The 23,227-nt window shown below is 46.7% G+C and carries 16 protein-coding genes; 7 read left to right on the forward strand and 9 right to left on the reverse strand.

What is annotated here, in order from left to right; genetic code table 11:
* Window positions 1–133: 133 nt before the first annotated feature.
* Entirely contained in the window at window positions 134–760 is a 627-nt protein-coding gene (locus tag CSR04_RS24080; protein ID WP_216362626.1) for a hypothetical protein, read from the reverse strand.
* A gap of 498 nt (window positions 761–1,258) precedes the next feature.
* Between CSR04_RS24080 and CSR04_RS24085 the strand changes: the two genes are divergently transcribed.
* The 3 genes from CSR04_RS24085 to CSR04_RS25065 are packed head-to-tail and all read left to right on the forward strand — an operon-like array spanning window position 1,259 to window position 2,243.
* Complete coding sequence (locus CSR04_RS24085) at window positions 1,259–1,567, forward strand: helix-turn-helix domain-containing protein (protein ID WP_172449479.1); 309 nt, start codon at window positions 1,259–1,261, stop codon at window positions 1,565–1,567.
* Window positions 1,564–2,088: a type II toxin-antitoxin system HipA family toxin gene (locus CSR04_RS24090; RefSeq protein ID WP_245921883.1), complete on the forward strand. Its 525-nt coding sequence runs from the start codon at window positions 1,564–1,566 to the stop codon at window positions 2,086–2,088. The genes CSR04_RS24085 and CSR04_RS24090 overlap by 4 nt, the downstream gene beginning before the upstream one ends.
* 2 nt (window positions 2,089–2,090) lie before the next feature.
* Entirely contained in the window at window positions 2,091–2,243 is a 153-nt protein-coding gene (locus tag CSR04_RS25065; protein ID WP_172449480.1) for a hypothetical protein, read from the forward strand.
* A gap of 245 nt (window positions 2,244–2,488) precedes the next feature.
* On the opposite strand, the gene CSR04_RS24095 is transcribed toward CSR04_RS25065, so the two are convergent.
* Complete coding sequence (locus CSR04_RS24095) at window positions 2,489–6,088, reverse strand: thrombospondin type 3 repeat-containing protein (protein WP_102798912.1); 3,600 nt, start codon at window positions 6,086–6,088, stop codon at window positions 2,489–2,491.
* Between the two features lie 899 nt (window positions 6,089–6,987).
* On the opposite strand from CSR04_RS24095, the gene CSR04_RS24100 reads away from it, so the two are divergent.
* The gene (locus CSR04_RS24100) at window positions 6,988–7,587 is read left to right on the forward strand and encodes a DVUA0089 family protein (protein WP_102798913.1); all 600 of its coding nucleotides are present in this window, start codon (window positions 6,988–6,990) and stop codon (window positions 7,585–7,587) included.
* A gap of 133 nt (window positions 7,588–7,720) precedes the next feature.
* Here the strand turns inward: CSR04_RS24100 and CSR04_RS24105 are convergent, their stop codons facing one another.
* The 3 genes from CSR04_RS24105 to CSR04_RS24120 all read right to left on the reverse strand — a co-directional run bounded on the left by CSR04_RS24105 (window position 7,721) and on the right by CSR04_RS24120 (window position 10,774).
* Entirely contained in the window at window positions 7,721–8,356 is a 636-nt protein-coding gene (locus CSR04_RS24105; RefSeq protein ID WP_102798914.1) for a dual specificity protein phosphatase family protein, read from the reverse strand.
* Window positions 8,357–8,628: 272 nt separating this feature from the next.
* Entirely contained in the window at window positions 8,629–9,756 is a 1,128-nt protein-coding gene (locus CSR04_RS24110) for a GGDEF domain-containing protein (RefSeq protein WP_172449481.1), read from the reverse strand.
* A gap of 634 nt (window positions 9,757–10,390) precedes the next feature.
* Window positions 10,391–10,774, reverse strand: a complete 384-nt coding sequence (locus tag CSR04_RS24120) for a YybH family protein (RefSeq protein ID WP_172449482.1) — start codon at window positions 10,772–10,774, stop codon at window positions 10,391–10,393.
* A gap of 146 nt (window positions 10,775–10,920) precedes the next feature.
* Between CSR04_RS24120 and CSR04_RS24125 the strand changes: the two genes are divergently transcribed.
* Window positions 10,921–11,613, forward strand: coding sequence for a helix-turn-helix transcriptional regulator (locus CSR04_RS24125; RefSeq protein ID WP_172449483.1), 693 nt, complete (start codon window positions 10,921–10,923; stop codon window positions 11,611–11,613).
* Between the two features lie 116 nt (window positions 11,614–11,729).
* Here the strand turns inward: CSR04_RS24125 and CSR04_RS24130 are convergent, their stop codons facing one another.
* On the reverse strand, window positions 11,730–13,793 hold the full coding sequence (locus CSR04_RS24130; RefSeq protein ID WP_102798918.1) for a TonB-dependent siderophore receptor: 2,064 nt from the start codon (window positions 13,791–13,793) through the stop codon (window positions 11,730–11,732).
* A 647-nt stretch (window positions 13,794–14,440) separates the two neighbouring features.
* Between CSR04_RS24130 and CSR04_RS24135 the strand changes: the two genes are divergently transcribed.
* A complete protein-coding gene (locus CSR04_RS24135; protein ID WP_102798919.1) occupies window positions 14,441–16,708 on the forward strand; it encodes a BNR-4 repeat-containing protein in 2,268 nt (755 codons plus the stop codon).
* Window positions 16,709–16,949: 241 nt separating this feature from the next.
* Here CSR04_RS24135 and CSR04_RS24140 read toward each other — a convergent pair whose 3' ends face one another.
* The 3 genes from CSR04_RS24140 to CSR04_RS24150 form a co-directional block, all read right to left on the reverse strand.
* A complete protein-coding gene (locus CSR04_RS24140; RefSeq protein ID WP_102798920.1) occupies window positions 16,950–20,663 on the reverse strand; it encodes a TonB-dependent receptor in 3,714 nt (1,237 codons plus the stop codon).
* Between the two features lie 434 nt (window positions 20,664–21,097).
* Entirely contained in the window at window positions 21,098–21,760 is a 663-nt protein-coding gene (locus CSR04_RS24145; protein WP_102798921.1) for a hypothetical protein, read from the reverse strand.
* A gap of 116 nt (window positions 21,761–21,876) precedes the next feature.
* Window positions 21,877–22,671 carry a hypothetical protein gene (locus tag CSR04_RS24150; RefSeq protein WP_102798922.1) on the reverse strand — a complete coding sequence of 265 codons (795 nt, stop codon included), beginning with the start codon at window positions 22,669–22,671 and terminating at the stop codon, window positions 21,877–21,879.
* Window positions 22,672–22,774: 103 nt separating this feature from the next.
* Here CSR04_RS24150 and CSR04_RS24155 point away from each other — a divergent pair, with 103 nt between their 5' ends.
* Window positions 22,775–23,116 (forward strand): antitoxin Xre-like helix-turn-helix domain-containing protein, encoded by a 342-nt coding sequence (locus CSR04_RS24155; protein WP_102798923.1) that lies wholly within the window; start codon window positions 22,775–22,777, stop codon window positions 23,114–23,116.
* Window positions 23,117–23,227 lie beyond the last annotated feature (111 nt).

Below are 23,227 nucleotides of genomic sequence, written 5' to 3' on the forward strand. Positions count from 1 at the left end.
ACAGACTATTTAGAGAGGGTGTTAGTGGCCGGTATGGGCGAAGTGCTCGAAAAATGAGCATTCATGCTCTTGCCCTGCTTTGTTGTTGGGTACCGGTTCGTTATTCCCTGAACCACATTACTGCTTAATATTTTCATCTGATCTTTTTTAGCTTGCCGCCAGACAATTTATTCAGCTCGCTGGCCGTTTTTTCATTTAGAAAAAACCAGATGGAAGCCTGACCGTTATCAATAGCGTAAAAGGAATGATCGGAAACAAGCATATCCTGCATGACAGCATCAACTGCCTTGGCGTCAGCCCAATCATTATCAATAACAATATTGTGTTTCCTGCTCTTACCATCAATTTTATAGCTGACCCATGCCTCTCCAGAACCAAAATTCACGCTATCTTTTATATCGGAAATCCTACTAACAGCGCCCGTCAGCAATGACAATCTGTGTACAATGTCAACGTAAGCGCCGTCACCTTCTATTGATTCCACATCGAAATTCCACACCTTATCACAGACATTTCGCCCCCACGGTGCCCGCTCGACCTCAGAGCCATATATCGAAAAAATCAGATCATAAGGTGACTGCTCATATTCCTCTCGGCTCCAGGAGTAGAGCAGATCCCCAACTGTCACGCCATCATTAAGCTTCAGCCCCGACTCAGCCAGGGCCTGGATCTGGGCTTCAAGCCCTATCTGTTGCGCAGCCGTTTGTGGCAGGCCGAAAACGCCAAAAAGTAGTCCAGCAAAATATGTCATTAATTTCATTGTAATGATGTCCTTATGCTTGCTATTGCCAGAGTATTGTCAGCTATTTAAGCAAGCCATCGCAGACAGCAGCCTAAATCTGATAATTGCTCATCTCCTCACACACTTGACGGCAATCGACTGATAAATTCAACCTTAGACGGTCAGGGGGCAGCCGACGGCCTATCCTGAGCGGTATATCGCGGTTTGTCCAGCGAACAGCCTAGGTTGACAGGCAAGCGCAAAGCAACAATGGCTGTATTTGCAGGTCACTAATTACAGTCCGATCAAGAGAACAGAGATCTTGAACCCATAGCTAAAACTTCCTTCTGAATACTGGAAGTCTTGAACTTGCAGCCAGCACTGAGTTATTACTTCGCTTTTGCTGTAAATAAGCTGATATTTGGTCTGGCTGCAACTTATATGCCCATAGCAGATTTACTGAATTTTAAGCATGATCCACTTGTTTAGTGACACTATAATGTTAGTAGCTGTGAATTAATCTGGTTAAATGACATAATGATGTCACTTATATCGCCATCAAAAGCCCAAAAGAAGCTTGCGGAGAATGCCAGGGCGAAGCGTCTGCAAATGGCGCTCACCCAGGAGGGGCTGGCGAATCGTTCTGGTGTGCCTGTTCGAACGTTGCGTAAGTTCGAACAGGAAGGGGCTATCTCGCTGGCTTCATTTCTCAAACTTTATATGGTGCTCGGGGGGCTGGATGACATCATTGCCGCCAGCGCATCCAAACAAACTGCGTTTGCATCGATTGATGAAGTGCTGAGTACGCCCCGCGCGCCAACGCGTAAGCGCGGGACGCGCAAATGAACACAATACCGTCAGTGAATGAAATTAAGGTTGGCCTGGATTTTGGCACTAAGCGTTTTCATATGCATACCGCATGTGGATTACTGCACTCAGATTTTAGAACGCCAGCTTTGGATTACGAAGACCTCTTAACCTTGACGGGCATGCTGACCCGCGATGTGCGTGAGGTCGAAAAAATGTTCCGGTTAGCGGTATTCAACGTGCTGACCCATAACCGGGATGACCATGCCAAAAACTTTAGTTTTTTGATGGCGGAAGATGGACAGTGGACGTTATCCCCTGCATACGACTTAACCTTTTCGTCTGGTCCTGGCGGCGAACAAAGCACCACGGTGATGGGAGAAGGCAGAGCACCTGGCGTTGAGCATTTACTTAAGCTCGCCAAAGAGGCCAATATCAAAAAGCCAAGGGCTGAAGACATCATACAAAGCGTTCAATCCAGCCTGACAGGCTGGCCAAAATTGGCAAAACAATATGGCGTAAGCCGTGCGAATATTGCGCTAATCAGCAAGAAGCTCTAGCTGTGGCCACAAGTGATGAAGATGCCTTTTTTGGAAAAACCTGTGTCTGCAAATCATCCTGCCGTATTCCAGCACCCGTTGTTGATCCTATCGTTGTTGATAGTATTCGTTATGAGCAGGTTAAAAATGGCTTAATGGCGGGCTTTGAACAATGACGGAGTTGTAACCCTGCTCTCATTGGGTTAACGATTAATGGGTGACACGGCTGACTTGTACTAGCTCAGACCTGATCTGACAGTTACTCTCCTAAAGCTGAACTAGTCTCGACCTAATCTGACGCTGACACGGAAAAATCGGGTCACTGTCAGCTCAGGTCTTAGCTCGTACTGCTAAGAGCAGTCTACCATTGTCGAATAATACTGTTCTACCACCTAACTCTGTATCTGGCTTTATTAGATAACTACATTATTAACCGTGTTAGAGAGTTGGCATTTAAGTGTCGTTTTAACCAAATAGCCGCTAAAAACAGCACCAATAGATAGCTTGTAGAACCACCGCCTGAAGAACCTGACTTGCTTCCATTATCGGGCAATGGTGTTGGTTCCGGAGGTGTTGGACGTGCAGGCGTATTCCATTTAGTCACCAATTGTATGGCGTCAAAGTTTGTTAGCTTCACACCCTCAATTGATTCTTCACCTAACCCTTCAAGCAATGTGACACTGTCGTCAGATTGTCCTTGTATTATACCGCTAGCATTGTCATAAAAGCTCGTAGTCTGTTGTAGCGTGATATAACGAACCGTTTGCCCATTCCATTGGGTAGAGCCAAACTTCGCCACCTCAAGTTTTCTGACAACATACAATGACTGATAAACATAACCATATTGAGGATCGGTTTCGTGAACAACACTTTCTAGAACTATTGTTTGTCCTTCGCTAATTTTCGCTGGCAGCTCACACCAATTTTCTGTTACGAGTGACGGGTAGTTATTACCCTCTGCAGGCATGGCGGTAAGCATAATACAATCGTTGGTTACCGATAAACGAACTGGAGCGGAAAAGTCGCTTTCAACCATGAAAGTATCTGCTGTTTCGCCATTCGTCATGCTAACGCTATAGCTATTACCACCACTGTTATACACTTGCGTAAATTCGCCTAACGGGTAGTAGTCAAAAATATTGAAAAGTGCGTATTCGTCAGCAACTGCAGGGTTTTTATTGTTCTTAATTTCGTATAGATTGCTGGCGCCATCATTGTCGTAATCAGTTAAAGCATCACGGTCATCGTATGGGTCAAGGAAGCTATAGCTATTTTCTACGTCGTTAGCTATTCCGTCGTTGTCGATATCGTCGTCACATACATTTCCTAGTTCATCACCATCAAGATTAGTTTGGTCTGTATTAGCGATTACAGGACAGTTATCGATACTATCGGGAACACCGTCGCCGTCGCTATCAACATCTGGTACATCTGGATAGGGATCACAATCATCGCCGATACCGTCGTTGTCACGGTCTTCTTGTCTTGTATTCCAGGATGAAGGGCAATTGTCCATTGCATCTACTATACCGTCACCGTCACTGTCTACACCAAATGCAACGTTATCAATTGAGAATTGATTAATCTCATGAAGACTTTGCCGAGATCCGGTCCTCACCCTAAAAGCTACGTTATGCTCTCCCCTTGACAGATTAAACGAGTAGCGCCGCCACTCATTGTTTAACGATTGGTATGATGTACTGACTTCTACATCATCAACAAACACACGAAAGCTTGTGTTGTAGTTGTAATAATCTGCAATTTTCAAGTCGAAGTTGAAGGTGCCTGTTGCGAAATTAGCGAGATAGTTAAGTTGACTCTTGCCTCCAGAAACTACAGGGTTAGTTGATGTTATAACCTTGTTATCTTGCGAATTCGCTTCTACAGTCCACGGTTGAAGAGAGTCCTGCGAAACGTAAAAGCCTTTTGGCCATCCTTCATCAAAGGTCTCTAGCAAGGTTTTTATTTGTGAAGGTGTTGAGTCGGCATTTGCGAATTCAGCGCCATGTAGGTATTCGTTCAGGTTACTAAAACCGTCACCATCTAGGTCTAACAGGGCGTCACTGCCATCAAGAGGATTGAGGCCCCCAGCTTCTTCAGCCTTGTCAGAAATACCGTCATTGTCGTTATCTAAATCACAAGCATCGCCAATGCTGTCGCCATCACTGTCAGTTTGTTCAGGGTTGGCAATAGCAGGACATAAATCAATTAAATCATGGTACCCATCACTATCAGTGTCAGGTAGGTTTGACAGGTCAACGTGGCTAAAACTAAAGCCTTTTACCTGTTTCGTTACAACTACCAGCAAATTGCCTAAACCAACGATGCGATCAGCTTTTTTGCCGTTATACAGGCTTTCGCTTAGCAGTTTATAGTTCGCACCCCAAAATTGCAGTGCGCCATTACTTCTATTAACCGTGACTAATTGTTCTTCAAACCAAGCTCCACTGGCGATATTGCTTGAGAGCGCATTTAGTACGTTGAGTGAGTAAACATCAATAAGCTGGCCTGCGCCATTAAGGATAAGTTGTTGATCGAAGCTCAAAACTAATGGCGAGCTAATATTTAACGTATCGCCATGATAGGGTGAGTCGCCGTTAGCGCCAAATTTACCGGTATTGCTATCAATTTCGGTCCACTCAATATCGTTAGGTGAGGTACCATCTCTAAAGTGGTACATTCGCCCAGTAAGCGGGTTCCATAAATATTCGTGTGATGTATTTCGCCAGTCGACCGAATCTACTGTTTCACCTAAAGCATTAAATGTGTAGTGGGTGTTCCAGGCACCTGAGCCATCTGCAGCAAAGAGGTAATCTCCGGCAGGTGCGAGACCATAAACACCTGTTGCTAACGTGGTAAAATGTGTTTCAGTTGGCGAACTTTGCGTAGTGTCAAAGTAGGTGATTTTGCCACTGCTATATCCTAAATACAGGCGTTGGTGTGCCGCAGAGTATGTCATCCATGAAGCTGGAGAAGAAAGTACGTAAGATGTCAAGTATTCATCATTTTCAATAGAGCGACGGAAAACACTTAGAGAGTCGTTATCGAGCAAGTAAATCGTGTCTTGACCATTGTCTGACCATGCTTCTGGTTCAAAATCGATGCCTGTTGGATCAACCGGCTCTCCTGGCTCTGGTAATACGAATGAGGAAACATCGTAGGTATGTACGTTTATTCCACTATCACCAACTTCAACAAAAACGAAAATGGTTTGTTCATTTGCCGCGACGAAAAAACCGTCGGGTTCAACGTTAATGGTCCCTTGCTCAATATTAGCTGCGCTGAATAAATGTACTTTAGCGCCATCTAATACAACGGCATTGTCACCGATAAAAGATAGGCTAGTTACATCAACCGGTAAACTACCAGCATAAGTTAGATCAAGAGCAAAATAACTAATGCCCGCATTATCGTAAATCTTATTTTCGCTACCGTTTACATAAAGAGTCGATGCCGACGGGTAGTCACCATGATAAGGACTATCAATACTGTTTATTGGCAAACCTTGCTCATCTAGGGTGATTTTACGAATATCAAACGGAGAGGTTCCTGAGTTTCTTGCGTACAAGGCATTTTCAGATTCAGAGTAAACAAAATTGCTACCGCTATACCATAAGCCAAAGTCGTTGGTTTGGCTGTAATCAGCTTTTGAGACAGAAACAAGGGTGCCCCCATCTTTGTAATGAAACTGATGGACAGAGGCGACGATGCCCGTAACTTCACTACTGGTGTTTCTTACGAAGTTTGTCGCCAACCCTTCAAGTTCAATAGCATTTACTTCGCGATGAGAACCGACATAAACAAAATTATCATCCACATCGAATGCCGTTGGCACTTTATTTAGCGGGATATCGGCGAGAAAAGCTTGCTGAGTTAGATCATAGCGGACGATCTTATTTGGCGCAGAATAGAGGAAATAGACGACATCGTTACGATGCTTTGTATCTACAAGCACTGCAAAGCTTTGCGAAGAAAATAACGAGACGATAATACATATCGCGCCGATAAATGCGTTTTTCATGGCAGAAACGTTCCATGTTCTAAAGGTAAAGAATAGAGAATGCCTAATTTAAAGCACTTTTTAAACACATACTAATGAAATTTTTGCTGTTGTCTTGTCATGGCGTCAGGTGCATGATAGTGGTGCCAAGACATGCATGAGCAAGGGTTCCTTTAAACAGCCGTGTCAAGTAAAAAGCGGAAGTCCTCCCGGTATTTGAATAATATCGGGATGTGAGAAAGATAAACTCCGCCAGGCAATCTGTTTCGCGTCGTTTTTTCATCGGGTGGTGTCGATTCCGTTCGCACCAGTATTTTGACCAAAGCGTCAGAGATCTTGAACCCATTAGAGAAGTTGAACTCGTCGTTAACACATTGTTCTGATTACTGAAAATGTCGAACAAAAGGTCATCCATGGATGCTTTGAGGAAGCAATTCAATACAGAGGTGTTTTCATTCATAGTTTCCTGAAAGAAAAATTCGCTATTGATTGTCTGAATTTTTTGACAGTATTTTTGCACACACCTTTATCTGCACCTTCCTCCCTTTAACGAATACGGGCCTACTTTAGCGATAAAACCATATTGGCGCAGCTATTCAGCGATGTGCCTTTTCCGCTGAGCTATGATGCCAATATCGGCCTCCTGTCCCCCAATATGAGCGAGGTTCGAGTTAATCCTGATAGTGCCTTATTAACGCAACAATGATTGTCCTAACTCTCTTTACAAGAAACCGTCAGCTTTCTTTGCATGCAGTTTGAAAAGCAAACGGCGTAAAAAGAAAATTCTTTAAAAAACAATGAGGTATTAATGTTGGCGCGAAATTGGCTTAGTCGACTTGCAACATACTCATGTAGTACCTCCTGCATAACACGTTGCAACCCTCACCGCAGATTTAGATGTAACCTTTAGGGAAGAGACAATGAAAAAACTTATTACGCTTTTAAGCTTTTTCGGATTTTGTTGTACTGCGCAAGCCGCACTAATCACATCATCCTTTACCGGCAATTTTAACGATGACGATAGTCGCTACTACATCCAATTTGATGTTACGGCAGACAATACCATGGTCAACCTGGTTAGCTTTAGCTATGCAGGCGGTGTTAACGGCGCAGGTACGAGTATTGCTGATGGCGGCTTTGACCCTCAGTTATTTGTGTTTGACAGTGCCAATAATCTGCTTAAGGCAGACGATGATAATTCCAATGTAGTGTCGGCAAGTTCCGGTCGTTCGTGGGACGCCCTTATCAATATCTCTCTGGATATTGGTACATACTTTGCCGTGCTGACACAGTTTAACAGTGACTATCAGTCTGGCGATTTGGTAACAGGTAATTGGTCACCAGCAAACCAGACTAACTTCGATGGACGTAGTTCATTCTTCGCTTTTGATATCAGTGGCGAAGAATTAGCAAACGTTGGTGGTATTGGCCACAATGTGACACCTGTTCCAGAGCCATCCACTCTGGCTTTGCTAAGTTTGGCACTGTTTGTTTTTGGCACGCGCCGTAAGCATTCCTAACGGTCAAGCACCCTAAAAAACAACCGCCTATTGGCCAAGCTGATACTGAAATTTGGATTCAATTCCAGATTTCCAATTACAAAGCCTTGCAGGAGCCTGTAAGGCTTTCGTCTTTTTTTTACAAAAATCCACTCTATGGGTAACCCTGATAAACTGCGGCATTTGCCATTAAATCCCGGTATTCGGCCTGGCCAATGCCATGCGATGCAGGGGAGTGAGTGGCAACAGGTGAAGCCGAACGGTTTTCACTGATAACATGGTGAATTTTGTGATTCTGCTTATCCGGGCCTGATACTGCATGCGATGCCCGGTATGTTCCCTTATTAGATGTGTCACTTATGGTTTTTTGCCACTGAGCTTCATTCAGCCAGGTCCAGTAACTATTGTTGTTAACCTGCTTGCTTAGGCTGAAACTGATGTCGGTTCTGGTAGTCTGACCTTTTTCCACCAGTTTGCCTGCCTCTGCCAGGCTTAAACCGCCGTAGCGAACCAGATAAACAATCAGCGCAAATGAGGTTCTGCTATTGCCGTTATGACAATGCACCGTTGCCACTTTGCTCTTGCTCAGCTCTTCATGCAGAATGTCTGCCGCGGCGATAAAACAAGGAATGCACTTCTGCGCGGTATCGTCCATACCGTGCGGCATTGGCCGCATATCAATTCTGTTGTTTATTTGAGTTCTGCCATGACGGCTGCCAAAGGCAATACATCTGTCATCATCATGCTTTAACTCGCCGCCTCTGTCTTTGATCGTGATTGTCCAGCCCATATTGCCTTCCTTGTCGGATGATATGTATCTGTGCGTGGTGTTATTAAGTAAAGTTGAGTTTGTGGGGCTTCGCACAGATTGTTGAGTTTATTTTGCTTTTAGCTCGACCAGTGCAAGTTAATCCTGGCGGGGCTATAAATCAGGAGCGGCAGTTGAGCAATCAAATTGCTCATTTGCCTGATGTTAAAGGCGAATGTGTTACCTTTGATATTGCGGCTTGGGCCGATTTTCAGGCGACGATGGTTTGTATAGTTTACTGCTGGCTTAGTGGGCTAATACTCTGATATTACGACCTGGTTGCGGCCGCGCACCTTCGCATCATACAGCGCCTTATCTGCCCGTTCGATAAAGGCAGTGGGACTTTCGTCACCTTGCTGAGCTACCCCAAAGCTGGCGGTTAACTGAATATCCTGTATCCATTGATGATGGCTGATAATATTGCGCAATGCCTGGGCCAGATCGTAGGCATCTTTTAGTGAGGTATTGGGGCAGACCAATAAAAACTCCTCACCTCCCCAGCGGGCCAGAAAGTCAGTAAAACGACAATTATTGCTGATTAACTTAGCAAACGCCTTGAGCACTTCATCACCCACTGTGTGACCATAACGATCATTGACCGATTTGAAGTAATCGATATCAATAAACATAACGGAGAGCACTTCAAGTTCTTTGGTAAATATTGTTTTTATCCCGGCCCTGTTCAGCGCCCCGGTCAAAGGATCCCGCTCTGCCTGGTTTTTTAATTCTTTAGTCTTCACATTCAGCAGTTGGTTTAGCTGTCGCAGCTCTTCTGCTTTGCTTTTTGTTTCAATAAGTTGTTTGCGAGACCAACTGAGATTAAAAAACAGGAAGCCAACGGCGGAACAGGCCCACAGAGAAATCAGGAAGAGTAACACCTGATTATTGGTGAAATACTTGCCAGTAAACTTTATATGCTCCAGTTCAATAACATACTGACCAGGTTGAATGTTGTTGCCGGTTGACAGCTCTAACATCATCACATTGGTAAACTCAGGCTCGGCGTGCTTGATGGGGAGTTTCTGCTCTGCTATCCACCAGGATGCGACTTGTAAGCTTTTTAGCGGAATGTCATTGGCTTGTGGGGAGCGCTGTGGCCAGAACTCAATGCCTACGTATTTCCATGTGCCCTGGTCGTCGAATTGCCCATACAGAGGGTTAAAATTGCGCAGCTGGAAGCGTAAGCTGTCGTGTCCCTGATGGACATAGCGCGCTTTGACATAAACTGATGTGAAAGAAGAAAAGTCAATTCCCTGGCCGGTCGGCTGTTCTTGCTCATTGAAGAAATTGATTGAGATCTCGCAAAAAGGCCAGTTGTAATCAGAGGCGACAATGTGGCATGTCAGCAGCCACTTCCCGTCTTCTTCTGTCAGTGTTGCCACCGAATTTCCGTTAAGGCTTTGGTCCGATATTGCCTGTACATTTTCGACGTTGTCAGGGTGGAGCAATAGTGTTCTTTCCAATAAAAAAAACTGCAAAGATATTGCGATAAACGTCGCTATCAACAGGGTTATTAATGTAATGCTATAGAGCTTTCTGTACTCCATGAAATCCTCAGTTTTTCAACAATTCCATATTTGTGTTGCTCAATCTTGCAGTGCTTGTCATCCCTGATTTGCAATTAAACAGAACCCTCGCTTAAACACAGGAGAATCATTAGGTTAGAGTACAACTATAGGAGGGCTGTTAGTCCAGGCAATGTTTTAACGTAGAATTCTGAGCAGAAATATTGCTGACAGGCACTTCTCTGAGCTGGTCTAAAGATTGCGGCGACTGCGAATTTGCCGTCAGATTCGGTTTTGCTAACGGTGACAGGATAATAAAACGTCCTCCCCGTTTTTCTGGCTTTGCTGAAAGTAAAGTGGTAGCGACGAGAACTGACCTGGTTTGGCTAACGAAAGATAGGTATCAGCGCCAACCCCGTTTGGTGTTGCTGGTTTGCCTTGCTTCGCAACTGGCGCTAAAGGCTAAGGCATTTGAGGGGCTGAACTTGAAGCCAATCCAGCCCTAAGGACATTATTGAGATTGCATAACGCTGTCGCCAAAAGGATGGTCGATTACCATTTTCCATTGGCCATCTTGCTGACGATGCAGCACGGCAACCGAAAGGGCACTGGCGTTACTGCCGTCAGGTTGAGGCGCTGTCCATTTCATTAAATGCAATGCGGTGTTGCCACTAACAATCACTTCATGATTACCGTAGGTAAAGGCGACCCCAGTCTTTATGTATTCGCTAAACATGGCTCGCAGTGCCGCACTGCCTGTCACTGGCTGGTCAGGATCTGCCGCAATAACGGCGTCAGCCGTGTAACTGGATAGAATTGTGTCAAGGTCACCTTGAGCAAATGCGTTGGTCATGCGTTCGATGCTGGCGTGAACCAGCTGTTTTTGGTCAGTCATTTTAATCTCCTGTGCTTGGGTTACACTAGCCATCAATGTGAATGTGAAGGCCGTTGTCAGTACGTTATGAAAATGCATGCTGTCTCCGAAGTTAGCCGGAATGCAGAGTTTGCATCGTTGCTGTGTCAGAAAATGGCAGTGTTGTGATGCGGTTGTTCCGGCTTTTCCAGCTTCTTGACGAATTACGCCTGCGGCGGACCGCGGTGTCTGCACGCACCCTGGCGGCAGACATGGGGGTGTCAGTTCGCACGCTGTACCGGGATATCGCTGATTTGCAGGCATTAGGGGCGCCGATACGCGGCGAAGGTGGTGTTGGGTACATTCTCGAACCTGGTTTGTTTATGCCGTCATTGCGTTTGGATCAAGACGAGCTGTCTGCACTAGCGTTGGGCCTTCGTATGGTTGCAGTGCGCACTGATGCAGGCATGTCGGAAGCGGCGCGCCGCGCTGCCGCCAAAATTGCTTCAGCGGTAGATGATGCAGCTCGTCTGGAGTTTCTGGATTCAGCGCTGGAAGCAGGTCCCACAGCAATGCCTTGCCAGGCGTTTTTTGGGGTATTACGAGATGCTATTCGTCAGCGCCGGGTAGTAGAAATAGGCTATACCAGCCTTGCCGGTAAGGTGTCTAAGAGACTGGCGCGTCCGCTGGGATTAACGGTGTTTGATTCCGCCTGGCTGCTGACCATCTGGTGTGAGAGCGCACAAGATTTCAGACATTTGCGAGTGGATCGCATCCATCATGTGCTTGTCACTGAAGAAAGATTCAGGGATGAACGAGGGCGGCGTTTTGCCGACTGTCTGGCACTGGAAGAGCAGGGCATAACGAAGTTGGGATCTTGAACGTTAGCTAAAACGTCGTTCTGAATACTGAAAACATATGCAATAAAGGGGCTGAGCAGTTAGATCTCTAAGACAAAGTCTTTGGACCGCATAGCCCCTGATGATTTGCTCCGTTCTTAAAAGTAACTGCTTACTTTTAGCTTAATTTGGCTTGGTAGGCCTTGGGACAGTAAGCGCGAGCCGGTGGCGGCCCAGTGTTTCTTGTTGGTCAGATTTTGCCCATACAGGCTGACGGTGACCGGCCAGTGTGAGAAACGATATTCCACACCGGCATCGAACAAGGTGTACCCCCCAACAAAGGTGCTGTTAATAGCGTCTACCGCCCGCTTTGAAGTGTGGAATAATCCACTGGTCACGCTGAGCCCTTCAATGGCTTCAAATTGGTAACGTAAGAAGACCGAAGCGGTTGTATCCGGGGTGTTTTCAATGCGTTTACCGGTCAGGGTGTCGCTGCTGGTGCGCTGCTGTTCTGAATCGATATAGGTCAGGCTGGCGGACAGAGATAACCGCCGCGTCAGCTCGCCGGATGCGTTGATTTCTGCGCCGCGGTAGCGGGCCCGACCATCCTGAACAAAGTACTGACTTTGCGGGTGAATAAAGGCCGACGCCCGCTCAATATCAAAAAGCGCCAGGCTCAGCATCAGACCGGTTTCATTCTGGTATTTGCTACCTATTTCATATTGCTTACTAAGCGCCGCCGGCAGCACTTCACCGGCATTTTTGGCAATGCCCTGGGCAATGCCCCCTTCTTCAAGCCCTTCTGTATAACTGCTGTATAAGCGCCACTCTTCGGTGGGTGAAACTACGATACTGGCAGATTTGGCACCCTGGCGATCCTGGTAATCTGACAGCAGATTTTGGTTTCGGTAGTCGGCGACCCGGTAGCCAATAGTGGTTTGCAGCCAGGGGGTAAATACAGAACGTAGCCCCGCATAGTAGCCGGTATCGGTGATTTCAATCTGGTTTTTAATCTGTCGGGCTGGCTTGGGCTGCTCTGGGAAGCTAAGCGGATGGTACAAGTGTTGAGACCAGTTCCCCTGTCTGACTCTGTCGGCCAGTATTGAATCGCTTTCCCGTCTGGCCATACCCAGCACCCATTCGTGTGTGATGCCCGCCAAAAGGGTGCTGCCGGACAGTTGTAGTTCGGCGATGCGGTTTTTGTATTCAGAGTTGGGGAAGGTAGACAAGGCTAATGTGCCACCTTCTCCGCTATCCACATCAAAGCCATAAAATGCTGCGTAGCGCCGTGTGGCGCGGGTTTTAGCTTGCCCCAAGCTAAGGCTCAGGTCGAGATTGTCACTGATGGCGTAACTGGCTTTAGCCAGCAGATTGGTCGCTTCTGATTCGGCGGTGAACCATTCTGAGCCATGATTGACACTGCTTTTTTGCAGCGGTGGAATGACGGTGTTTCCGTCGGCATCTGCCAGCAGATAATATTGGGCCGGTTCGGTCATATCCCGTTGAATGTATTCGCCGTCAAATTCAAAGGTCAGTCGTTCATTGGCGTGAATATGGTAGCCAACCGAAGCAAACTGGCGCTGGCCCTGACTGCGTTCCAGGCCATTTTCCTCCTCTGCCTGGGACAAATTTACCCGTAACCCTGCATCATTAAATACCCTGGACCAGTCTAATGCCGCCCCCAGGGTGCCATGCAGGTTGGCAAAGGTGTCAAACTCAAGCCCATTGTGATGAGCCCGCTCTGTAACCAGATTAATCATGCCAGATGGCGAGCCAAATCCGTAAAACAGCCCGGAGGCACCTTTTAGCACCTCAACCCTGTTTTTGTTGTCCATTGGCAACTGTACATAGTTGGTTAGTGGCAGTGCCCCATTGAGGCGGTAATTGGTGGTGTTATCCAAATGGATACCGCGGATACTGAGGTTGGTGTATATGGCCGAGTCTATCTGCGCGGCGGTGACACCGGCGCTGTTGCGAATGGCATCTGCCAGGGTATTGGCCTGCTGGGCCTGCAGTAACTCTTTAGTCAGTACATTGGTGGTTTGGGCAGAATCGAGCAATCGCGCGTTTCTGAAACCACCGGCCTGCACATAATCGGCGGCGAAGCTTTCTATCCGGTCGGCGGTAATAACGATTCTTTCCAACCCGGCAGCGTGGTCCTGTGCCACAGCGCTAAAGGCACCGGTGAGTAAAATTGGGGGGAGAATTTTCTTTATAATCATAAGATGCAATTGGTAATGATTCGCAATATTTTTTTTGAGTGTATCAGACTAGTCGCCTTCAGGTAAGATGGTTTTTCAGTCAAATCAAAGGGGGACCCGACAGCTCTGGCCTTAGGCTCTCAACTTAGGTGATCTCATCAATCGACTCGGGTATTTAATGGTTAAATAATCCTTGCGCAGTTCATCGAAGTAACGCTTGATAATTTTGTGGGGGGGCAGGTTTCATGGCTAAAGGCTTGTGATGGCACACCTTAAAGCGCTGGTAGAGATGTTCCTGATGACCTTCAAATACTCTCCCAAATATCGACAATAATGCTGTTATGCGTCTATTTCGGCAGATCATATTGATTATTCGAAACCAATACCAAAATGAAGAAACATGTTCTTTTATGCTCCCTTAATCGATCCCTTTGGCGTTATAGTTACAATCGGCGGTGTTAAGGAGAACGAAACAAGCTTTCTTTGTTGAAGTTCAGGTCAAGGACGATCAAAATTGTCTCTCATTTCAAGGTATTTGAGTGTCCAGCACTGTATCGGCCGTTGTCGACCTCAGCACGCAAGGGTCTCTTTCGTTTCATTCCACAACATCGTTCAATCAATGCATCAATCAATTAGGTGCATCACTGAAAACAAAACAGGAATAGGATATGAAAGTTTTGAATAAGCCAACGATGACTATGGGTATTGGACTATTATGCTCGCTGTTTTCTATGCAATCACAAGCATTCACGTTTGAATGGCGGCCTGCCGAAATGTATGAACAGGAGCCAACCACATTTCACTGGAATGTGCCGGGTGCGAAAAATTGCTATCAAAAAGGCTCCACTTCCCCACGTGCTCCCTTCGGCACATCAGGCCCGTACAGGTACAACGAAAGTATCTATACCACACAGTGGTACTGTAAGGATGTAAACGGCAATCGTATGCCGGGTAGTGGATATTATGAAGCTACTCGAAAGGTTGTCAAACACCCGATTAAGAGGACCTTCGCTTGGAGTCCAAGTTCTGTGAATGTGGGAGAGCCAACAACCTTCTATTGGAACATTGAGAATGTAGCGGCTTGTTATAAGGACGGAACCGGCAGTAATCGCGGTACGTCAGGCTCATCAGGCCCTTGGGCATATACAAATCCAGGAACGGCGACTACAAGGTGGAGCTGTATTGACAATATCGGAAACTATCATTGGTACACTGCTGAGCGAACTGTTGTTACTGCACCGGTTTCGTTACCCACCAACCCCAAGGTGCAAATTCTGGATATTGCGGGCAACGATCAAAAAGACAATCATGTGTTTGAAACTGGACGGCAATTCCAGGTGAGGATGAGTGCCAACGGGACAGTCGACAGTTATGAACTGACAGAAGAAAAGCGTGGCATTATTCAAAACAGCAGTGCCAACGTATATACCAATATGATTACCAATAGCGGAGAGCATTGTTACAAGGTTAGAGCGAAAAATTTGTCAGGCTATAGTGTGTACAGCCCCGCCGTCTGCAAGCAGTTCGACAATAGTGGCTATAACGGGATTCACTACAAACAATATTTCAGTGCCAGCCAACAAGCTATAAAGTATTCCGGCAACTTTGCAACCTATACGGCCAAGCACAGACCGTTGGCAATTTACGATGCCTCAAAGAACAAAACCTTCTTTACCTACGGTAGCGGGATAGGTGAAGAGAGTACAAGTGAATCAACTAAGAGGACTCTCGGTATATTTGTTGGGTGTTTTGATCATGTAACAGATGAACTGTGTGTTCCAAAGGTTGTTACCGTAAAAGGCATGAACGCTGACGGTCGAATTGGCTCTATTGTCGATGATCCGCATGACAACGCCGCTCTGCTGATTGATCAGTCAGGGTATCTCTGGGTGTACGTCAGTGGCCGCAGTCGTATGCGGGAAATGGAAGTCTATAAGAGCGAAAGTCCGCATGACCATTCAAAATTTGTAAATGTTACCGATGATGAATTTAAAGAGCTAATGGACACTCGTGAACGCATGATGAGCTATCCACAGCCTTGGTTAGTCGAGTACGAAGAGAAGTTGCAAAAAGTACTGATCCATAACCAATATACTAATGGCCGGGAGCTATACATTAAGCTGCCTGGACAAAAATCAACAAAGCTGGTTTCTGGCGGGCATTATGCGGTAAGTCATGCCAAAGGTAAGCGGTTGGTCGTGGCCTATAATAGTCACGGTCTGGGTAATAGTAATCCTGCACACGTCGATTCGCGCTCCAATCTGTATTTTATGGAGTCCAATGACGGCGGAAAAACCTGGATGAATTCGAATGGGATGTCCCTTGACAGCAAATTTCCGTTAGTCACCGATTCCGATGATACAAGGATCATGAGGTACTTTTTCGCCGAAAATGATCCGAAAAACTGGTACATCTACTTAAAAGACATCAAGATCAACATTGATGGAACGATAAATGTGCTTTATGTTGCGTCCAAATCTGCTGACCCCACCAATACATCGGCTCGCAGAGAACTCGTGTTGGCGACTAAATCAGACTCTGGCTGGTTTTTCAATACCGTTCGCACTGATATAAATCATAATTACTCAACAGGGTTTGTGGCAGACGGCGGAAAAAGAATTGTATTTCCCGTATATAAGCCTGGAACTAATAAACAGCAGTTTGCCGGTGGAACTGTATACATTGGCACCTTCAAGAATTCATCCTGGGGCTGGAGTGAATTAACAGCATGTCAATATCCAGGACAGAACCATAACTATGTGCGAGACGTGATAAACGGCAAACCTGATTTCGAATTCTTCTGGGGCCAGGCAGACGGAGAGTTTAAAGCCAATTCACCTAAGTTAGACATGTATTATTTTGACGGATCAGACGCTAGAGTTATGCCTTATGAAATGCACTCTTCGTCGCCAGGTTTAATTGGTTGCCTGCACTAGAAAATTACAGGTAGTTGCCACATGGACGTGATGTGTTAGCAAGTTACTTCCTCCTTCGTTAGACGCGAAGGAGGAATTGTGAGTGAAGAATGAAGTTCTACAAATGCCCGCTAGGTTCGGCGATTGCATATTTATTTTCTGACGAAGTAAAAACGCACACTAAACAGCCCTGGCCATTGAATGTGCGCTGAGGTGTTAAACAAGCTAATGCTGTTAGCACATTAGCTTGTTAACGGTCAGACTAGAAAGTCCAGTTAAGGCCCAGGTAGAAACGGCGGCCGTTGGTCCATTCGTTTACCACAATTTTGCTTAAGTGGTTTTCGTAATAGGGTTTCAGGTCTGCCACCGGAATACCGCTAGCTTCAGACAGCATCTCAAAAGCGGCATCACCGGTAATGGACGATTCAATAATTTGGTTGCCGTCGTCATCGGTGGCAATCACGCGATTGCCGGTGGCAGCGCCATTGTCATCCACTTCGTCAATCCACTTCATCTTATTGATAACCGGCTCATTTACAATCTGCGTAGTATCCAGATAGTGCACGACATTTTCATTGGTTAAGTTGATTGCCGCAAAGCTGGCTATCAGGTTATCCATGATTTTATAAGTGGCTTTAAAGTCTAACTGCGAGCGGGCATCGGTGTAGCGGATACCTTCGTTAAAGCTCCTGTTTGCAAACTCGCTGCGGTAGTTGTAGGAAAGACGGGCCGAGAAATCATCGTCTTCATAATATATTGATGCATTTATGGTGTCTTTCGACTGGCCAAACATAGGCTCTGTCTGGGTGGTAGTTTTAGCGCTAAAGCCGGTTACTTCAAAATATTCGCGTTGTGACGGGTCGCTTTGATGGGTTTCAATATCCGTCATATCGGCGATTTCATAGGCAAACTCAGAGGTAGAGAACGCCTGGTCTGGTACATCGGTATAGGTATAGTTAATCAGGCCACCAAAACCGTTACCCAGGTCATGCTGCAACTGCACCTCAACCCCTTTTACTTTTTGCTCGCCGGTATTGAAGTAGGAGTTGACCACATAGTCACCAAATATCGGGTAGCCGTTGTTATCCGTTCTGCCTTCTTCACCCAGATAGTCCAGATTCTGAACCTTGGAAGTGGAGCGAACCATATCTTTAATATCTTTCTGGAAGGCGGTAACAGCAAAAATTGAAGACTCGGCAAAGTACCATTCCAGGCCGACTTCGCTATTTACTGAGGTGTAAGAGCCCAGGTTGGGGTTACCTACCGAACCCCGGCGCTGTGCATCCATGGCAAGACGTTCGGCATTGCCTTCTGGTGTCATATCTTGCTGGCGGCCGTCGGTGTAAAGTCGGTAGCGTTCCGTTACCAAATAGAAATTACTTCTTAGTTGTTCCAGGCTGGGGTGGGAAATATTCTTGGACGCCGCTGCGCGTAAAATCAGGTCATCGGTTAAATTATACGAGACGTTGAAACTGGGCAGATAGTCTTTGGTGCTGCTGGTTTGTACCAATGGCACATACTGGTTAAAACCAGCCAGCTCGGCGATGTAATCTGGATCGCTGGGATCGGTCGGATAAGACAACAACTGACCATTTTCGTCTTTGGCCACTTCTTTGCCAATGGACTCTCGCTCGGTATCCACTACCCGCACGCCCAGATTGCCACGGAATTTTTCACCGCTGAAGTTGACCATGGCATAGTAAGCCAACAGTTCTTCGGTAACATCGTAATAGTCGCCGGCAGATTCTGTCATACCAGAACGACAACCATAGTAGTTGTTAGAACCCGATGCAGCGATGGCGTCTTCACAGGCGCCTCTGTTTGGAGCTAACTCAGAATGCAGCAGCAGGAAATGATCATTGAGCAGGGCATTACGCTTACCCTGGTCAATATCAAAGTATTCGTCCGGTACATCATGACCTGCGGTGTCCAGGCCAGACACCGTGCCACCTACCAGCTCCTCGGCGAGGATTAACGGGAATTTACTGGTTTCATTGGCATAGCCATGGAATGTGGCATTTTCGGTGTAGTAGTTTTCGGTACGCTGGATATTGCGGTACTTGGCACCGAATTTTACGCTGTCGATATAAAAATCGTTTTCCAATTCCCAGGTAACATCGCCCTGGAAAAAGTCTTCGGTGTTTTCACGATAACGCGCCGTATTGCGTAAACCGCCCGTCAGCAGGTAAAACTCGTTAGTCGGTGCCAGCAAGAAGTTTTCGGCGCGTTGTTGTGCCGCCGCCAATGCTTCACCACTTAACGACGGATCAGCATGCAGGCCCCAGTAAACTTTACCTGTGTCTGGGTTGTAGCCATACCCCAGGTTCACCCCTTCATAGGTGGGGATCTTCAGGGCGGCTTTGTCACCGGAGTAGGGCGTCTCGTAATCGCCATAGCGGGTGGCAAGGGTAGTCATGCGATCCATTACGGTACTGTCCGCCGTTGTCCGTCCTGCCTGAAGTTTGACGATAAAGGCGTCTTTGGCATAATCCATGGTCAGGTGGATACGGTCTTGCTCGGTTTCTGTGCCGCTGCGATCGTTGGAATCTCTGCGCACCATTTCACCCCAGCGGGTGTCGCCGTCATAATAGTTGTTGCCATCCCACACCATACCGGCACCACGCACCAGGTTAACACCATCTACGGGGTAGGTGGCTGACAACACAATGTCGCTGACCGGATCCATCACCAAACGCGGATCGACACCCGCCACACCATTGCTGTATAACAATTGGCTCATGCGGAAGGTTTGCGCATACAGGTTGTCGCTCTTGTTGTCGCGATCCGAGCTGTTGCGGTTCAGTTCAAGATTGAAGCTAAGTGAGTCAGACGGTGCCCATTGCAAATTCACAGTGGTATCTAAGCGGCTTTCATCGGTAGAAAATGCCGGAGAATAAAGCATGTTACCTATATTTCTTGGTGCCGTTTGCCCCAGCCCCCCGTTTCTTCGATCGCCCAAGAACAAACCCCAGGTAGGATCGATATAAGTAGGGTCCATCACCTCGTCAAGCTGCCCCCAGTTATTGGTGTGGTTATTCCATACCCCTGAACTGTTTGGGTCGTTGGTCAGCGAATAAGCACCATTGCCTGCCACGGCCTCGAGATCGCCATAGGTATAGCCGTTTAACGCCATATGTCTGGTAATAATCAGGTTATGCCCATTCATATGTCTTAACTTAATATCGCTACTGGCGCAGTCTTCGGTAGGACAGGCGATGGGGTTGGTTTGCTGGAAGCCGGTACCGGAACCAATACCGTCGGACTCAAATCCCGAGCGAAAGGCATTACGCTGTTGCAGGCTGACCGCAATGGATGCGCCAAATTTTTGGTCATCAGACACGAAGTTGTAAGCGGTGGAAATCTGTGGTGAAGATTTTTCCGAGGAGTCATTGTATTCCCCCTCAATGTTCAAATAGCCGTAACCATCTTCCTGCTCTAATGGCTTTTTGGTATGCAGAATAACCGTGCCGCCGATACCGCCGGCATCTAAGTCGGCGCGCGCCGATTTATGCACTTCTATCTTTGCCACTCGCTCTGCTGGAATGTTAGAAAAATCAAAGGCATTGCTCTCATCCTGGCCGGGCCGGTATGAGGCCGATTTGGCCGCTTGGCCATTAACCAGGGTGTTGGTGAGTTCGGGGGAGGTACCGCGAATTGAAATCTTAGCGCCTTCACCAAACTCACGTTCAATCTGCACGCCAGGTATGCGCTGCAAGGCTTCTGCCATGTTTTTATCAGGGTTCTTGGCAATATCTTCGGTATTAACCGAATCAACAACAGAGTTTGAAAAACGCTTGTTGTTCAGGTTCTCGCGAAGCGAGGAGCGAATGCCGGTAACTTGAATGACTTCAACGCCCTCTTTTTCGTTTTCAGCAGCAGTGTTTTGCGCTTCCTGAGCAGCAACGGACAAACTGCTGCCTATTAACAGCGCTGTACTTACGGCAATGGCGGTTTTGGATAATGGAATAGCCTTCATACCTTTCCCTTTCGATTTGTTGTGGTCAGTCTTTTGTGTCTGGTTACGGCAAACTGTGCTGGCTTAAAACTGCTAAATGCACCTCTGAGCAGCATTGTTACAACAGCTGTCACAGCTTCTCCGGTCGCTCCGCACTTGCCTGTTACTTTGCGCTTTATAGCCACTGATCGCGCCATGTTAGTTACCGGCGCGCTGACTCAGTGAGCGAAGCTAAGAGCAAGTGTTAGGAATAAAATATCACAGCGTTAATAGTTTGTGAAAAATAATTTATTTTTTGTGCGTAACTAAATCCCATCAGTGACTTTGATGGTGTTGCGACCTACTTGATAAATGGATTTTTTGCCGCAAAAACAACGCGCTACCGTTGCGCTTGCGGCAAAATAGCTTGGCCTGCGACGAATATTTTCAGTATGCCGGTGCTTGTGGAATGATGATCAGCTTTGCCGGTTTGTGATGTCTGCAACGTCTTCGGCGTCGTTTGTTGTTTGGCGACCTTTGCTATTGAGAGGTAGGAGTAAATTTGTGTTGCTAAGGAAGTGTTGCTCGATAGCGCGGCTGATATTGAGTCTGCCCACCGTTCTTGTTTCAACATATGGGTCAAGCGTCAGCCACAGCGAAATCTCAGGTGCTTCACCATCTTGCAACTGATGCAGCATCTCTGTTTGAATCTTACTGATTATCTTCTTGTCCTTGTCGGAAATGGGTTTACGCGGAACGGAGGTTTCGGCCTTGTCACCCTGCAATTCGCACATCAGTACCCTGTTGATATTGTCGGCTAGATTGTCACTGTGCCAAACGACCAACTCTTCTCCCTGGCTATGCCTTTGAAACCACCGGTTATGCAGTGAGCCAGTATACTCTCCGACATAAAGAATATTCTGCTGCTGGTAGTTTGAACCAAGTATGACCAGATATGCAGATGTGCCGGCCTTGAGAAAATTCCGGTTTGTCGGCTTGAATACTGTTGGTTTCTGCCATTCACCGTTTTTGTGAGTATGACTTTTCTCGCCCAACTCAAAATGACCGGCTTTGACAAAGTCGAATCCAAGATAATTCTTATGCAGCACTTTTGTTGTTCTACCTTCTCGTTTAAGCATTAAGTTGCAGAGGTGAATTGTGCAATAGTGCATATGGCACGGCAGGTTACACCGACTGTCATTATATGCCTTATCACAGCAGCATATTAACGCCAGGAGGCTGAATCACCAGGCAACTATTTAGCTGAACTGAAATGAGAGACGGTTGTTTGCAGCACCCACCTGGAATACCTGGCGTTGTCAAAGTGTTCGATAACTTCATCCAGCTTCAGGGGGTACGACAGCATGCCATCCACCCTGGATGCAATACATTTTGATGCGTGAACTTTGGGCTGAATTGCCAACAGTAGCGCGGATTGATGCCGGTTCATTGAAAGTAAAGCCGGAACATAGTTCACTGAACTGTTCAGGCAGCAGTCGAGCACAATAATGTCGAAGTGGTGCAGCCGCAGCACCGCAGCCGCATCGTCGCAACTGATAAAGTAGGTCTCAATGGCTAAATCCACGGCAACTGAATTCAATGCCATCATATCGATAAAGTTATTGCTGACCACCAACACGCGTTTCACCGACATCAATCTTAACCCTGGCATGGCAGACTGAAACTTGCCTGTCATTTGAGGAATTCTAAAGTGTTGGGTGAATTGCTTGGCCGACTTGTAGGCTAACTGCATCGCCTGATGCTTGGCATACTTCACTACACCAGATAATGAAGACGCGGAAAGCCAATATTCGCAATGTAATTCCAATAACTCGTAAAGACTGCGTTTGCGTTCTTCTGCATTAACATACGAGGGCGGCACGCTGCCCTTCCAAACGGTGACGGCAATCTCCAGGTAATCCTCCACGGGCTCTACGGTAATCTGTGTATTAACGGCGGTGCAATTAAAAACATACCCTGAGTCGTGTAATACAGCTGGCCAAAGTGGCATATCGGAAGCGCGAGTGGGCGGATTTGATGTTGGTTTCACCTTGATCCCTGGTTGATTTTTATTCTATATTGGCGAAGGATACGCGCTTTCTTCAGGGACCAAAGGGCCACTTTTGGTACTTTATGTACAGGGATGAACGAAAATGTATAAAACCGACCGCCCATCTTTACAATCTCAGCAGCTCAGCGTAAACGAAACCGTAAAAAGTCAGCTTCGCAATCAGTTGCTGGTGTTGCGTGCTGCCACCAATCGAACTCAGGAAGAACAAGCCACTATTTTTGGTGTATCGCTGTCTACCTATAAACGCTGGGAAAAAAGCGGACCCGATGTGTTTGACTGGGATTGCTGGGAACGGCTGCTGCATGAAGTGGAAGCCAGAGTCAATAAAGAGCACCGCCAGGCCTATATTGATATGTTTAGAAAGTTTCAGGAAGCGGCAGGTTATTTAAGGAAGTTTCTAAATATGTTTAAGCAAGGCAGTTGAGATGAGCAATATGGTGTTAAAAAAGGGGTTGTACCAGGGTGAGATCACGAACATTATTTGAGCAACCTCGACTTGATTTGTCAGACCAATTGACGAGCTGATCATGCTGTG

Source organism: Bowmanella denitrificans, from assembly GCF_002887595.1.
In the GTDB taxonomy this organism is placed as follows: domain Bacteria; phylum Pseudomonadota; class Gammaproteobacteria; order Enterobacterales; family Alteromonadaceae; genus Bowmanella; species Bowmanella denitrificans.